Source organism: Paenibacillus sp. YPG26 (assembly GCF_023704175.1).
Lineage (GTDB): Bacteria > Bacillota > Bacilli > Paenibacillales > Paenibacillaceae > Fontibacillus.
This window is the reverse complement of sequence record NZ_CP084530.1, coordinates 828076-843649: the sequence shown is the minus strand read 5'-3', so window position 1 is coordinate 843649 and position 15574 is coordinate 828076. Positions and strand designations below refer to the sequence as shown.

General features: G+C 50.1%; 8 protein-coding genes. 2 read left to right on the top strand and 6 right to left on the bottom strand.

From position 1 onward, the window contains the following. Window positions 1-59: 59 nt before the first annotated feature. The 4 genes from LDO05_RS03765 to LDO05_RS03750 form a co-directional block, all read right to left on the bottom strand. A complete protein-coding gene (locus tag LDO05_RS03765; RefSeq protein ID WP_251377580.1) occupies window positions 60-323 on the bottom strand; it encodes a NifU N-terminal domain-containing protein in 264 nt (87 codons plus the stop codon). Window positions 324-345: 22 nt separating this feature from the next. Beyond that, a complete protein-coding gene (locus LDO05_RS03760; protein WP_251377579.1) occupies window positions 346-798 on the bottom strand; it encodes a HEAT repeat domain-containing protein in 453 nt (150 codons plus the stop codon). 115 nt (window positions 799-913) lie between these two features. Next, window positions 914-1717, bottom strand: coding sequence for an AAC(3) family N-acetyltransferase (locus LDO05_RS03755; RefSeq protein WP_251377578.1), 804 nt, complete (start codon window positions 1715-1717; stop codon window positions 914-916). A gap of 222 nt (window positions 1718-1939) precedes the next feature. Next, complete coding sequence (locus LDO05_RS03750) at window positions 1940-4171, bottom strand: sensor domain-containing protein (protein ID WP_251377577.1); 2232 nt, start codon at window positions 4169-4171, stop codon at window positions 1940-1942. Between the two features lie 234 nt (window positions 4172-4405). On the opposite strand from LDO05_RS03750, the gene LDO05_RS03745 reads away from it, so the two are divergent. Beyond that, window positions 4406-5713 (top strand): phytoene desaturase family protein, encoded by a 1308-nt coding sequence (locus LDO05_RS03745; protein ID WP_251377576.1) that lies wholly within the window; start codon window positions 4406-4408, stop codon window positions 5711-5713. Window positions 5714-5718: 5 nt separating this feature from the next. Continuing rightward, complete coding sequence (locus LDO05_RS03740) at window positions 5719-6633, top strand: RNA polymerase sigma-70 factor (RefSeq protein ID WP_251377575.1); 915 nt, start codon at window positions 5719-5721, stop codon at window positions 6631-6633. 98 nt (window positions 6634-6731) lie between these two features. Here LDO05_RS03740 and LDO05_RS03735 read toward each other — a convergent pair whose 3' ends face one another. Both LDO05_RS03735 and LDO05_RS03730 read right to left on the bottom strand, forming a co-directional pair. Next, window positions 6732-7919: an MFS transporter gene (locus tag LDO05_RS03735; RefSeq protein ID WP_251377574.1), complete on the bottom strand. Its 1188-nt coding sequence runs from the start codon at window positions 7917-7919 to the stop codon at window positions 6732-6734. A 243-nt stretch (window positions 7920-8162) separates the two neighbouring features. Continuing rightward, the gene (locus LDO05_RS03730; RefSeq protein WP_251377573.1) at window positions 8163-15422 is read right to left on the bottom strand and encodes a pullulanase; all 7260 of its coding nucleotides are present in this window, start codon (window positions 15420-15422) and stop codon (window positions 8163-8165) included. Between the last annotated feature and the right edge of the window lie 152 nt (window positions 15423-15574).

The following is a 15574-nucleotide window of genomic DNA, read 5'->3' as shown; positions in this document are numbered from 1 at the left end:
ACCCCTGGTTCCGTCTTCACGGCTGCCAGAGGTGTCCCTCGCTTCGCTTCTGAATTCGCTTAGCCGTATATTTCGTTGAAAGCTTGCTCCACATGGGTAAGGATGGCATCCCAGTCCGCATCCGGTGTCTTGGTAATGGTGACAAAGTCGTTAACCGCGAACAAGTTATCAATCCCCTCAATGCTTAGCAAAGCCTTGGCCAGCGGATGATCTGTCGCATCCCCGCTCTTGAGGGAAGTGCTCCGCGGCCCTTCAAATAACTGCTTGCCCGTACTGATCTTGATCGAATTAGGATTAGGTGTATATTGAACATCAATCTCCATGGATCTCAGTCACTCCTGTCAATTAAGAGTACTTGCTTGTCCGAAGGGAAGCCCACTTCTCCTCTAGCCATGCATCAAACTCATCGCCTTTGTTGCCTTCATAGACATCATACACATCAATTCTCATCTTCTTAAGCTTTTCTTTGAATTCTTCATAGGAATGCTCTTTCGGCAGACTCTTCTTGATTCTAAGCAGCAGCTTCGTAATTCCCGGAACCAGATCCCCTGGCTCACGCTTCGGAATTGCCACGTTCTCCCCGAGCCCTTTGAGCTGGCGCTGCGCGGCTTCCTGCACCTTAAGTACAGGGTCATTCTTCAAGATGCCTTTAAGGACACCGATCGCTTGTTGATGATTCAGCTTGCCCAGTTCCTCAACCGCTTCCAGACGTGCTCTCCAGTCAGAGGTACGGTTGGCAGCCTTCTTGAGCTCATCGTAATTCTCAGGCAATTCGCTATGCAGTTCTTCGTTATTCACACGGACCTAACTCCTTTGTATACTGTGATCTGTAAGTCTCTATTATATAACTACTTGGGGGTCCCTGGATACTTCAACTTCAGCATTGCCTTCATTCTGCCCATAAAAACATGCGTCAGGCCCGATTCTTCTCCATCCATTCCGTGGCCCAGTCCACAAGCGTTCTCTGCTTGATTAACCGGACCTCGGCATTGCCCACCTTATGGACCTGAACCTGATGCGCCTCGTCATACTCCTTCCCGATTCTCACGAAATCCACATCATCCACGGCCTGGGTGTTGTAGGTTACCCACTGCCGCTTCCCATCTATCATGATCGCACTGCTCTCATCCGTGAATTTCTTGGTAGGGAAGTCCGCCCTCGTCTCAGCGAGATGCAAGGAGGTGTTCTTGTCGTATCCCACCCCGATCAGCAGCACGTATCCATCCAGCTTATACAATTTATCTACAGGCGAGTTCTCGCCAAAAATATTGCTCAGATCATGCTCCTCCGTAATATACTCCGCATACTTCCCTACCGCGGCAATGGACCGGGCCGGATGATCCGTTCTCTTGGCTCCCGGCCATTTCCGGAACATTTCAGCGACAACCCCCATGCCGATGGCCGGAGTGACTTCCTTGTCATAGGCAGGCCAGTGCTCCCGCAGAATCGGCCACCACTCCTGGGGCTCTTCCCAGTGCACGCCTGTGGACGGGTCAAGGTTCTTCCATGTCTGGGAAGGCATCATCAGGGTTCCTTCTTCCCCAACGATTTCGAGCAGAGCTCTGATTAAAGTTTCGGCGCCACCTACAACGAACCCAAGACTCTTCAGAGACGTGTGCACAAAGATCGTCTGCCCGGGCGCCACTCCGCATTGCTTGAACTGCTGGATCAGGTCTTCCTTGGTTAATATAACTCTGGTGTCATTAGACTTGGTCATGTTTCATCCCCCTATTGTGGTCAAAAATAAAACAACCCCGCAGCAGCTGCGGGGTTGTTGTCCTTCGAACTTCAAATGACAATCCATTGCCCTTGAATTAATAAATTAGTTAATCTTATGCCGGTAGAATTCAGGAATCCGTATAATAACATCATACAAAGATTGCCATTTAAATTCAATACATAATGGCCATGTGTGTAAAACATAATCGGCAAGCCCAGCTTAGTGAACATCTGGTCCCGAAGCTCCTTGGCGCAAATAGACTTCCATCTTCTCTACAGGTAGAGGGGGGCTGTAATAATAGCCTTGTCCAAGATTGCAGGCATTGTGAATCAGGAAGTCGATCTGCTCCTTCTTCTCGATCCCTTCCGCAATGACCTTGAAATTCAGATTGATGCCCATATCGATAATGGTCTTCACCATGGCCCCTTGATTGGAATGATGAATAATATCATCAATGAAGGATTTATCAATCTTGATCTTGTCAATCGGAAGATGCTTCAGAATACTTAGGGAGGAGTAGCCTGTGCCAAAGTCATCGATCGAAATCCTGACCCCGATCAGTCTAAGCAATCTGAGGATCAAGGTTGATTTCTCGATATTCTGCACCATACTTTCCGTAATCTCCAGCTCCAGATACTGAGGGTCCAGGCCAGTCTCATTCAGCACTTCCGTGATGGAATCCACGAAGTTCTCCTCTCCCATCTGCCGGACCGAAATATTCACAGCTACAGGAATAGCAGGGTGTCCCTGATCCTGCCAGGCCTTATTCTGCATGCAGGCCGTTCGCATTACCCATTTCCCCAAGGGAACGATCAGACCTGTCTCTTCAGCCAGTGGAATGAACTCAAGCGGAGAGATCATCCCATACTGCGGATGCCTCCAGCGCAGCAGGGCTTCAATCCCGACGAGTTCTCCAGTAGTGAGCTCTACCTGCGGCTGATAGTAGATCACCATCTCATCCTGCTCTATCGCCCGCCGGAGCCCATTCTCCAGCTCCATCTTGCGGGTCGACAGCCCGTTAAGGTCAGAGGAGTAGAACTGGTAATTGTTCTTCCCCCGTTCCTTGGCCAGGTACATGGCAGTGTCGGCATGCTTGATCAGAGTCTCCTCATCCGCCCCGTCCGCCGGATACATACTGATTCCGATACTGGCCGTGACGAAGTATTCCTGCCGGTTGATCTCGATAGGTCTTGAGCATTCGATGAGCAGCTGCTTGGCCGTCCGGGTTACCTCATCTTTGCTGCAGTTCTCCAGCAGAATAATGAACTCATCTCCGCCCTGCCTGGAGACCAGACCTTCTCCTTGAACGGCCTTCTCCAGCCTCTTAGCCACCTTCTGCAGCAGAAGGTCTCCTACCATATGTCCTTTGGTATCATTAATGATCTTGAATCTGTCCAGATCCAGGAAGAGGAGCGCCAGCATCTCATTCTTGGCCTGATTCAAGATATGATTCAGATGCTCCCTGAGCTTATAGCGATTGGGAAGCTCGGTGAGAGCATCATAATAAGCCATGAACTCCACCATTTTCTCCGATTCCTTGCGGATTGAAATATCACTGCCTATAACCTGGATCGCAGATCTTCCTTCAAAAAGAATCGGGCTTGCCGACAGCTCGACATGCGTGCTCTTCCCGTCTACACGGTTCACTTTGAATTCAACCGTCTTCCTCTTGGGGCCGCTGCCTTCGCCCTCTTCCTTCATATTGATCTCGTCCAGGACCCTGTCCGGGAAGAACCGCTCGATCGGCTGGCCGATCAGCTCCGCGGGTGAGGATTCTCCGATAAGCGCAGAGCCCGCCTTATTGATGTAATCAATCCGCCCGCGGGTAATTACGGCGATAAGATCCGGCGACATTTCCACCAGACTCTGGTACCGGTGTTCACTTTCCATAAGATCGGTGATGTCGAGAATGACACTTGTAAAGTCCACGAGGCTGCCCTTCTCATCCATCTTCGGAATTCCCCGGTCCTGAAGCCAGCGTACTTCTCCATCTGGGCGGACGATCCTGTACTTGCTGGTAACCGTCTCCCCCTTCGCTGTCCTGGATAACCGGTCTCTAATCACGTCCATGTCTTCAGGAACAATAACCTGCATCCAAAAGGTCTTATCCTCATAAAAGGAACTGCGGGGATAACCATACAGCTTCTCGATTCCCGGCGTGACATGCACTGTATCCGTCTTCATATCGTGATACCAGATGGCTGCATCCAGAGTCTCGAACATGTTATTCAATCTTCGATTATTCATCGTCAATTCTTCCTTGGTCATACTTACTTCCTTAAGTATGGAGAAGAACCCATACAACGTGACCAGCAGAATTATAATGTGCAGAGACATATACACGGTCTCATTCCGCGAATTCAATAAGATATCAAATAAAGAACCCGTAATAATGAGAAAGACAAGGATCATAACCCATTTATTCTTGAACATACCGTTAATTAATTTCATTCTTGTGTTCACTCCCAGCTGGTGGCGCAAATCATTCGTTAGATGATATATCGGTCGAGGGGAATTTTCTTTTTATCCATAAAATATGGCATAGTCCCCTTCCTTCTCAGTGCAATCCAAGACCTGGGTAGTTATGTCTGTCATTATTAAGTATAAAGATAAAAATGGAATCTGTCACAAAACGATACTCTGTTTCGCCTTAAAGGTAATCAAGATAACAGAGGGGGATTAACAATGTTGATGAACAAGTACGATACCGTTGTTATTGGTGGAGGATTGGCAGGATTTATCGCCGCTATTTATTTGGCCAAGGGAGGACATTCTGTAGCGTTGGTCGAGAAGTCGGGACGCTGGGGTGGGCGTGCCATAACTAACAAGAAGAATCAAGCGTACCTCAATCTGGGCGGGCATGCGCTATATCAAGCCGGGCGGGCTTATTCCATCCTGAAGGAGCTTGGGGTGCGTCTGGAGGGAGGCAAGCCGGCTTCCCATATTCATGCGGTCTGGAACAATCAGAGCATCCCGCTTCTTGCAGGCCCGGCCAGTCTCTTATCCTCCAAGCTTCTCACCTGGCCTAACAAAATGAATCTTATGCGGCTTATGATGAAGCTCAAGCAGCTTAAACCGGATCAAATGAAGGCTGGCAGCTTAAGAGCATGGGCAGAGCATGAGATCCATGATCCAATGGTTAGGCATATATTCTATGCTTTATGCCGGACTTCCACGTATTCCCACGCGCCGGATGATCAGCTCGCTGGTCCAGCCTTGGCGCAGGTCCAGCGTTCGTTGCAAGGTGTCCTCTACTTAAATCATGGTTGGCAGACTGTGATCGATCAGCTTAAAGTCATAGCCGAGCAAGCAGGAGTTCACCTTGTCAGTGGCCAATCTGTAATAGAGATCGTTCATGACCAAGGCAGGGTTCAGAGCGTTGCTCTTGAAGGAGGAGCTTCGCTGGAAGCTCATCATGTAATCAGCACCGCTTCCCCTGCGGAGATTTATAAGCTTGTGCGCGGCGCGGAACATACCGAATTGAAGCGCTGGAAGGAGAACACCCGGCCCTCGGCAGCTGCTTGCCTTGATGTCGGTCTCAAGCGGCTCCCGGTTGCGGCAAGAGAGTTCGCCATCGGACTGGATCAGCCGATCTTCTTCTCTCACCATACCGCCCACGCCAAATTAAGTGATGACGGAACACGGGTCGTGCATCTGGTGAAGTATCTCGGGCAAGGAGAAAGTGATCCAGACGCGGACTATGAAATGCTGACCGCGGCCATGAGTCTCATTCAACCCGGCTGGGAACAGGAAGTGGTTACCCAGAGGTACCTGCCGAGAATGACAGTTACCCATAACTATCTGCATGTGGGCCAGCCTGACAGCCTGGCAGGACCTTCTGTCCGAGGTATTGAAGGTCTGTACGTCGCAGGTGATTGGGTAAGCCAGGGCGAGATGCTTGCAGATGCGTCCGCCGCAAGCGCACTGCGTGCCGCCCAGTACATTAGTCAAAGATCAAAGCGAAACTTAATAGAAGTTTCAGCCAGGAGGTGAGCTCTATGGAATTGACCGGAACTGCGGAACAATACGGCTCTTACAAGCCGCTGCTGTTCTCTCTTGCCTACCGGATGCTCGGGAGTGTGACGGAAGCGGAGGATATCGTTCAGGAAGCATTTCTGTACGTCAATGAGACGAAGCCCGATCACATTCTTAATCCGAAAGCGTATCTATGCAAAATAGTCACCCACCGCTGTATCGACCATCTGCGCTCTGCCAGCAAACAGCGTGAGGTCTACGTGGGTCCCTGGCTGCCCGAACCTCTCGTAATGAACGATGAGACGCCAAAAGGACCCGATGAGCTCTATACCCACAAGGAGTCGATCTCGACTGCCTACCTTCTCCTGCTGCAGCAGTTGTCCTGGACAGAGAGAGCCGTATTTCTGCTCAGGGAAGTGCTGCAATATGAATACAACGAAATCGCCGAAATTGTCGGGAAGAGCAGCGCGAACTGCCGTCAAATATTTCGCAGGGCCAAGAGTGCCCTTACCCGTATTCCCATGGCGGATACCGACCAGGAGAAGACAGCAGCTCCAGTTAAGCCTGCCTTGTTAGAGCAGGCGTCGGGCGCTGTGGAGCAATTCGTTCAGGCCCTGCTCTCTGGAGATGTTAACGCATTGCTTAACATCATCAAGAGCGATGCCGTTCTGTACTCGGATGGAGGCGGCAAGGTCAATGCAGCTGTTCGTCCGATACACGGCGTGGAGCGGATTGCGATGTTCTTCTCCAGTCTGCTGGCCAAAGCCCCCGAAGGCTTCAGCTATTCCGTCACCAGCGTGAACGGGGATATTGGCATTGTAACCTACACGCATGGCCAGCCGCTGAATGTGGTTACGTTCCAAGTCCAGGAGGGGCAAATTGCCAGCATTTATCTGGTCGTTAATCCAGACAAATTAAGGCATATTCCAGCCATCTGAGCCGTTCGTTTGATTAGAAAAAGAGGGGACTATCCTGTCGTCATCCTGAGATGACTCACGGATAGTCCCCGTTTTTGATATATACCGAAGGAATCCGGCTAGGTCCCTACGTCAATCTTGGGTTCCCGCTTGAACCAGATTCCGAGAACGGCGAAGATCAGGAATACGGCTCCGAGGAAGATAAATACACTGTTCACCGAGATGTATCTCATCCCATAACCCCCGAGCACAGGACCAAGCACGCTTCCCAGGCTGTAGTGCACCGAAGCGATGACCCCTGCTGCCGGCAGAATCGCTTTGGGTACGATATCGGCCGCATAAGACATTCCGAGTGAGTAAAAAGAACCCACAATCCCGCCCGCCAGAGCGAACAGCACGAACAGAAGCGGCGTGTGGCCGCCAGCGGCGGGGATCAGGAGGAACAACCCGGCTCCAACAAATGCACAGGTCATTAGCACCGGCTTACGCCCAATCCGGTCGCTCCATACCCCGAGCGGAAGCTGCAGGATAATGCTGCCGAGTCCGAATGTCAGCAGCAGCAGGGAGATCCACTGCTTCCCAAGGTCGATGCGGAGCCCGTACAGCGGGAAGCTGCTGTTCATGGAGGCTTCCATGACGCCATAGAGCAGAGGCGGAATCAGCGCGAACCAGGCGAGCCGATAGGAGCGGACGAACCGGTTCTGTGCCGCTGCACCAGCCTCCGCCTGCTCTGGCATCTCACCCGGAATCCTCAGCATCAGAAGCAGGATTACCGCATACAGGGCACCCGAGACCAGGAAAGGCACAGCCTCACCGAAGGGCAGCAGGTTAATGCCGAGCGGCCCGATACTGAAGCCGATGCCGTAAGCCATGCCATAGAGCGAGAAGAATCGTCCGCGCTTGTCCGCAGGACTGCTGCTCAGAATCCACTGCTGGGTTGCGAAGTGAAGCGAGCTGTCCCCCACACCGACCAAGAGACGCAGGACGAACCAGAAATACAAGGAGGAGTTGACCGGGAACAGCAGCGAGCAGCCGGTTACCAGAATCAGACCCACCACAATCACACTTCTGTAACCAAATCTCATAACCGGCTTCTCAACAAAGAACATCGTGCAAAATATTCCGATATATAACGCCGCGGCGTTCATCCCGTTCAAATCGGAGGATACACCGTGCCGCTCCAGCAGGATGGAGAGCAAGGGCAGCAGCAGGCCCTGACTTGCGCCTGAGACGATCACAACAAGCAGCAGAATAACTAACCGGTACTTCGCTGACACCGATTTTGGGGCAAAGATGGAAGACAACAAGGTAAGAACTCCTTTACAGCAATGTGTGTAAGTTAACTTCAGCAAGGTAATAAGCCCATAATAAGCCTGTACCATCCCTTAGTGTACCCGCTGTGTTATTTAGCCGTAAAGCGCACTGCTGGAACGCTTTAATGTGAATAAATGTGACCGTTCAGATCGAAGCATATTCCAAATCCAGCGTAAGTGTCGTAATTCAAAAAAACCGGCACCCTTCCTGAGAAGAGTGCCGGTTCCTTGAATATTTTATTTCGCAAGCAGCTTATAAATCACCTGTGCACTTTCAGCACGGGTCATGAAGCCCTGCGGGTCAAACTGGTTGCTTCCCTTGCCCTGTACCAATTCAAGGTTCGCAGCGGTATCCACATAGGAAGCCGCCCATGAACTGATCTTGGACGCGTCAGTGAAGGCTTGCGCGCTTGCAGCGGCATCCACCTTCTTGCCTTGCTTCACTTCCAGTGCGCGAATGAGCATAACGGCCATTTCTTCACGGCTGATCGTCGCATTTGGCGCAAATGTATCTTTACTGCGGCCGTTAACAATACCTGCCTTAACCGCTGCATTCACATAAGCTGCATACCAGGCTCCTGGCTTCACATCGGCGAAGGCCGCATGCTCTTCTGTCTGAAGACCCAGAGCCCGCGTCAACAGCGCTGTGAATTCAGCCCGGCTGACATTGCTGTTAGGCTGATACTTTGTATCTGTAACTCCCGTTACAACCTGCTTTGCGGTCAACGATTTAACCGCAGCGGATGCCCAGTGGGATGCCGGAACATCGGCGAAGGATTTATCGATCTCAAGCGCCGCGTATTTGCTGAAATGCTTAACCTGTGCGGTCAGAACATCTCCGTTCAAAACACCGCCCACATATTCATGAATACCGTTATCCGCCAAGTAGTGCACACCCAACAGATCCTTGTTCGGGTTGCCTTTGACCTTGATAGCTACTGTAATTGGCTCCTTGAATGTGGTTACCGGCATGTTAGTTCCGTCTTTCTTGATAATGTTCAGTTTGAATTCATAGACGTCGGAGGCAAGTGATACCTTAGCCCCTTTCTTCTGTAATCCATCCACCGTAGTATTGGCCGAGCTGGTATTCAATGGATTCGCCTCAAAAGCAATTTGAGCCCCATCGGCTTCCGCTCCAGACACCATGCCTTGAATCGTGCTCAATACTTCACTTGGAAGGGTTACGTTCAAGCTGCCCGATTTGATAGTCAGATCGTTCGTTCCAAGAGCCTTGGCCGCTTGGATTGGCAGAAGTACAGACTTCTTGCCTTGTGCAATTTCCACTTCGACCTTGCCATCTTTGCCGTTCTTCAGACTGGACTCGTTAACGACCTGAGAGTCTGATGGTACAGACGGAGTAGTCGGGCCGGTTGGGTTACCCGGTGTTGACACCTGAGCTGTTGCCAGAATCACCGTGCCGCCGTCATCCTTGCCAGGAACATTAACTGTAACTTTGCGATCCGCGGAGACGGTATACGTCTTGCCGCTGTACTCATCTTTGACCAAAGCATTAGCCGCAAATGGTACTGCGAAAGTTGCTGATACCTGCGTGGTCTTCGTGTTGATTACCGTTACAACGTCTTCACTGCCGTAATGCTTGCTGAATGCCAGATATCCGAGATCATCGGTTCCTGCAAGCTTCGTGCGCGTCCCTTTGGAGAACACCTTGGAGTACTTCGCACGAATGTTCAGCAGCTTCTGATAATGATCGTGAAGCGCCTTCTCTGTTGTCAGCTTATCCCAAGGCATGTCGCTGCGGTTCTCGCTGAACTGGCCTTTGGACATGTCGCCTTCCTTCTTACCGGAGTTCCCAAGTTCTTCACCATAGTAGATGACCGGCTGTCCTTTGGCTGTAATCTGGAGCGCAGCCGCAATCTTCAGCTTGCCTTTGTCCCCGTCTACGTACTCGGTCAGGAAGCCATTCTCATCATGGCTGCTCAGGAACTGAGCCATAGTCTTGGTGTTATCGAGCTTGGACTCGCGGTCCTGCAAATACGCATCGGTATCATTAATCTTGCCATCTGTAAAGTTCTTGGCTGCATCCTTGAATCCGAAATCAAGCAATCCGTCCATCTGTCCTGTCTGGAGCATATCTCCGTTATTCTCAATCGTACCTCCGAAGTATTCACCAACCAGCTTGAAGTTCGGATCGATCGAAGTCAACGCATTCTTGAACGCTTTCCAGGTTGTGCCTTCCACGTGCTTCACTGTATCTACACGGAAATAGTCAACTGTATCTCCGCGCTCCGTCCGCGCGTTGTTCAGCCAGCCCGTCTGCCAGTCGATGACCTGCTTCCGCACTGCAGGATCTTCGGTGATGAGGTCCGGCAGGAAAGCCAGCTCGCCTTTGACTTGATCAACATCTGATGGTGCATTATCCGTACGGAGCATTCCGTTGAACCGAGCCTTATCCTCGGCCGTAATGGTTGGATAATCATCATCGTCTGGCTTTAGACCATACCCCGTATGGTTAAGCACAACGTCAACCATCACCTTGATGCCTCTGTCATGCGCCTTATTAATCAGCTCTTTGAATGTGGCCATATCACCAAGATGCTCATCGAGCTGAGTGAAGTCTTTGGCCCAATATCCATGGTAACCATACTGCTTAGCATCAAAGTCGGCCCCTTTGTTGAAATCGATATTATCGACAATTGGGGTGATCCACAGAGTATTGATACCAAGCTCCTTGATGTAATCCAGATTATCGATCATGCCCCTGAAATCTCCACCGTGGTAAGCCTCAGGGTGAGATTTGTCCACGTTGAAATTGTTCGTTGCATCTCCGTCTTTGAAGCGGTCTGTCAGCGCGAAGTAGATGCGCGCCTCATCCCAGTCAAAGTCCAGCTTGCCGCCGGTGTAAGTTCTGGCCTTCACCTCGACTGTCGTGCTATGGTGATGAGCGTTGCCGTACTGGTCCACAATCGTAATCGGAATCGTCTTGATTCCAGCCGGCACGTTATCCTTCACCGAGATCGTCTGCTTCATCAGCGCCGTATCGAATTTCACTTCGGCTGGTCCGCCGAGCGCGGACAGATCCAGCGTACCTTCACGGTAGCTTACGCCTTCGAGATCTGCCTTAGCTTGCACCGTTAGAACCGCATTCTGGTTCGCTGTTACTGCTCCAGGCTTCACCGCAGCGGATATCTTGACGGTAGGCTTGTGATAGACGAGCACAGATTTGTTATTCACGGTATTCTTAGGGTCAGTAATCTCAGTTGTATTACCGTCCTTAGTCACGAGGAAGGAATAGTTGTTATCTCCATCTCTCACTTCAGTCAGCTTGTAGCTGAACCATTCCTTGCCTTCTTCATATTCCATCGGATACTCATTGCCATTCACTTTCACTTTAACATCTGAGATGTTCTTCATAGCGCCTTTCTCGAACAGCTCATCATCCCGGTAAATGAAAGTGATATTGCCGTCTTTCATCACAGGTCCTGTATTGGCTGGCTTGATATCGAGTTTTTCAACTTTGCTTATAACATTCACTTTGGTGAACATTTCACCAGGCGTAAGCTGGATATAGCGGTCATCCGGGAAGTCCTGCTTCGCTGTGGCCCAATCTGTTCCTTTGCGAAGCACAAATCCAACGTTCGTTGCATTAGACGCCACTTCAATCAGAACACTGGCCTTACCGTCCTTGATTGTAGAGAAATTGATCTGGTCGTTCTTAACACCCGTATTCCATACCCAGAGATTCCACTCTCTGTAGTCTCCGTCTTTACGAGTATAGGTAAGCTCTACAAACCGTTTTGGATTAACGGACACAGTAACAGTCTTCGATTTCCCACCATAGGAGATCGTAATTGTTGCTGTACCTAGGCCGATGGCTTTAACCAAGCCTTTATCGTTAACAGTAGCAACTTCTGGATTGCTGGATACATAAGTTGCTGTTCCCGTTACCGAAGCTTTGCTGCCATCATCGTATTTCGCCACAACCGTTGTCTGATGCGTGCCGTTAACTTGCAGTGAATAATATCGGCTGTCAGGTACAAGAGAAGTGAGCTTTGCCGCAGCTGCTTCCTGCTTGATAATTACCGCTGTAAGCGGCTCAAGTGTAATGGAATCGGCTTTAAGGGTGAATCCCGACTGATCATCCTTCTGGATCGCAGTGACTCCAGCTTGATCGTCATCCACAAGCACGCTGCCGCTGGTCAGATCCTCGTTCAGCGTAATGGTTCTTGATGTGCTGTCTCCATTCATGAACACATAGTAGTTGCCTGTGCCATCTGTGGATTTATTCTTATAACCGATAATAAGATCAGAAGACTTGCTGTCTATTGAAGGAACCAGTGTCACATTCGAATTGACCAGAGATTGGTCGCCCAGTCTGAAGGCGTTCGTTGATTTTCTAAGTTCAATCAGGCCTGAAGTGTATTTCCGGGTTGTCGTCTCAACCGGGAATTTCGCTTTATCGGTCGCTTTCGTCCAGTCGAACATATTAACCGCATCCGAAGAGTCATAGGAGTCATGGATGAAATAGCCGAAAGAATTACCTTCTTCATCTTTTAGAAGTGTAGCTCTATCCTTATCCGCAGGGTCTACCGATCCCTTCCACTGCTTGGTCCGGCCATACTCCTGACCCGCATGTAGGAAGGCGGTACCTTGGGAAGTGAATACCAGCATATTTCCAAGCCGGATCCGCTTATGGATCTCAAGATCGTTCTCCGGTATGGAAGGGTCCTTCTTGATTGACTGCGCGATGACATCGTGCAGGGTCAAGTTATCATGGGCTTCGATATAAGGAACGATGTCGCCCGGATCATCGAATTTAACGTTGGAAGGCTGCCCTTTGATATTGTTAAGAATGGAGCTGATCGACCGCGCACCACCCGTAATGAATCTTGGCTGACCTTCCGAACCATAACCGGATTTCAGCTCATTCCGGAATTCGTCCGAGAATACGCCTAGATCATCCGTCTTATCCATCCAATCTTGGTCTGCCGCTTTGCCCTTAAGATCCGGCTCCGCATCGTGACCGCCAAACGTTCTCCATCCTTCACCGATGAAGAGCGCGTTAGGATTAATCTCTTTGGCAGCGTCAAGAGCGTTCTGCACGGCCTCTGCGGTTCCATCACCCATCATATCCCAGCGCATTCCGTCGATTTTGTACTCCTTGAACCAGTACTTGACGGAATCCACCATCAGCTTCTCAGCCATCTTGTGGTTGGTGGCCAGGTTGTTGGAGAACCCGCCAATGAACTTCCCTGTTGGATCAATGTAATGATAGTAATTAGGCACGATGTCGTTCAAGGCTTCTTTCTGAGCCATATGCGTATACACCACGTCCAGAACAACACCCATGCCAGCGTTGTGTACCGCATCAATCAAGCCTTTCAGTTCCTTGATTCTCAGTTCAGGATCTTTAGGATCCACAGAGTATGCTCCATCCGGGGAGAAATAGTTATGAGGATCATACCCCCAGTTATATTCACTGCCCTTGTTGGAGTAATTGAGGTCCCTTTCATTCATCTTCGTCTCGTCCCCGTAATACCAAGCCATTACAGGAAGTAGCTGAATATGGGTTACACCGAGCGACTTGAGGTAATCAAGCTTCTTCTCAAACGCATTATAAGAGCCCCACTTCTCACCCGAAAGACTGTCTACAATCGTAGGGTCTGAGGTGAAATCGCGAATGTGCACTTCGTAGACAACCGCATCTTCGCGCTTCTTGTAACCTTCGATATTAGCGTAGTCGAAGGATTCGGGATTCGTCTGGCTGAGGTCCACAATAGCGGCCTTACCTACGGTATCCCCACCAGCACCCGCATCGCCCTTGGTATCCACGGTGAATACAGCCATGGATTTCGCATAAGGATCGAGCACCTTGCTGGTTACGTCTTTGTTAGTAACCTGATATTGGTAGAAGTATCCACGAACATCGGTTACCGTTCCACCAAGACTCTCAGGTGTCAGCTCAATCGACCAGACTCCCTGCTCGCCTTTCGTCAATTCCAGGTTCTTGACCAGAACGTCAGCATCACTTTTGTCATAGACATCCACGGTGACCGTGCTGGCTTTCGGAGCCCACAACTTCAACGTAGCCGTCTTCTTGTCAGCATGGTAAGTGGCCCCGAGATCATCGCCGGTGTAATTGTACTCCGCATCGAGGTATCTCCAGTCACTTGTAGTGGTTAATGTCTTATCCAGGTATTGAACAGTCAGCGGAGCTTGATCCAAGTTATAGGCATCTGTCTCCACCTCAACTATATGCTTGCTAGCAATGACTACATTCTTCACCGCAAGCTCATTGTCGTCCTTGTCTTTCACCTTGACTCCTGTCTTCAGTTCATCTACCTTCAGCCCGTCTGTTATCGAGAAAGTCAGAGCTAGCTTGGTTGTGCCTGCTAATCCCGCAGACATAAATACATTTGGCACCTTTCCGGTCGGAGACAAGTAGACGTTGTCATCGCCTTGCTTGATCCAAGCTTCATTGAACTCAGGAGAGAGGATCGTGAAAGTCTTGTTACCTCCATCCTTGATGTTAGTGGAGCGATTCACAACAACAAATGAGACTTTCTTAGCTCCATCCTTTACAGGGATATCAATATAAGCTCCATAGGAGTCTGTCTGTCCTTCAGGGAATGGAGTCGCTCCTGCAGGAAAGTCGCCGCTGGAGGGCGTTTTCACATCGTCAAAAATCCATAGACTTTGACCGGTATAGTCGTTATCTTTGCGTGCATAGTGAATCCGAATATTTCCCGCCGGCACCGAACCTACCTGTCCGTCTGGCGTACCTGGATCTTCAGAAGCCGCAGCCGTGGCCTTAACAGCATGATCCTTGGCATTGTACGTGAAGGTAACCGCTGCGCTGGATTCGAGACTTAAGTTCTCTGCGGTGTCAGGGTAAGCATGAGAGTCTGCTTCGGCTGCCCCAGGCACATACACCTGATAGTTATAGTTCCCTTTCGGAATTTCCACGACCTTGGAGTAGATATTGTCAAAGTCAGGGTCAGTTAACAGAGTCTTCGCATCAGCAGGAGAAGAATCCTTGACATCACCTAGTGCTGTCTGCACGGTTCCCACGACACGGGGAAGCTGATCACCCGCTATAGGAGTGTAGTAGGTGGAGTCTGCGATTTTCTTGGTGATGTCGTTGTAATAGAATGTAACCTTAGCTGCATCAGGCAGCGTAATCTTGATGTTGCCGTCCTGATCGGTTCCTTGCGGATTCGTATATTTATCGAACCCATAGCTCTCATCCCAAGTTCCGTTAAGGGCAATCTTATACTGATAAGTTCCCGCTGGCAGTGTGCCTGTAAATACATACAAGCCATCGCCCTGATCCACCATCTGGGTTGCTGTGGATGCCGGATCCCAGTCCTTGCCCGGTGCTGCATCCGCAGGAGTTAACTCAGACTGCAGATCTCCTACCAGAGTTACCTGTTTGGCGGCAGCATTTAGAACTGCCGGATTCATACCAAAGCATGAACATACCATCGCGATAATCAGGCTGATAGCAAATACCTTTTTTCCACGTAAAGCCAAATTCATTCCTTCAAACCTCCCTAACGATTCTTCTTTGAAGTAAGCGGTTCCAAAAAACTTAAACTTGTGTTCTCTCCTGCTATTTCCTTCCGGCTTATCCAATCGAAGTAACCCTTTCACCTCCTGGATGTGGATTAGATAATTCGATCCTTCGTGCA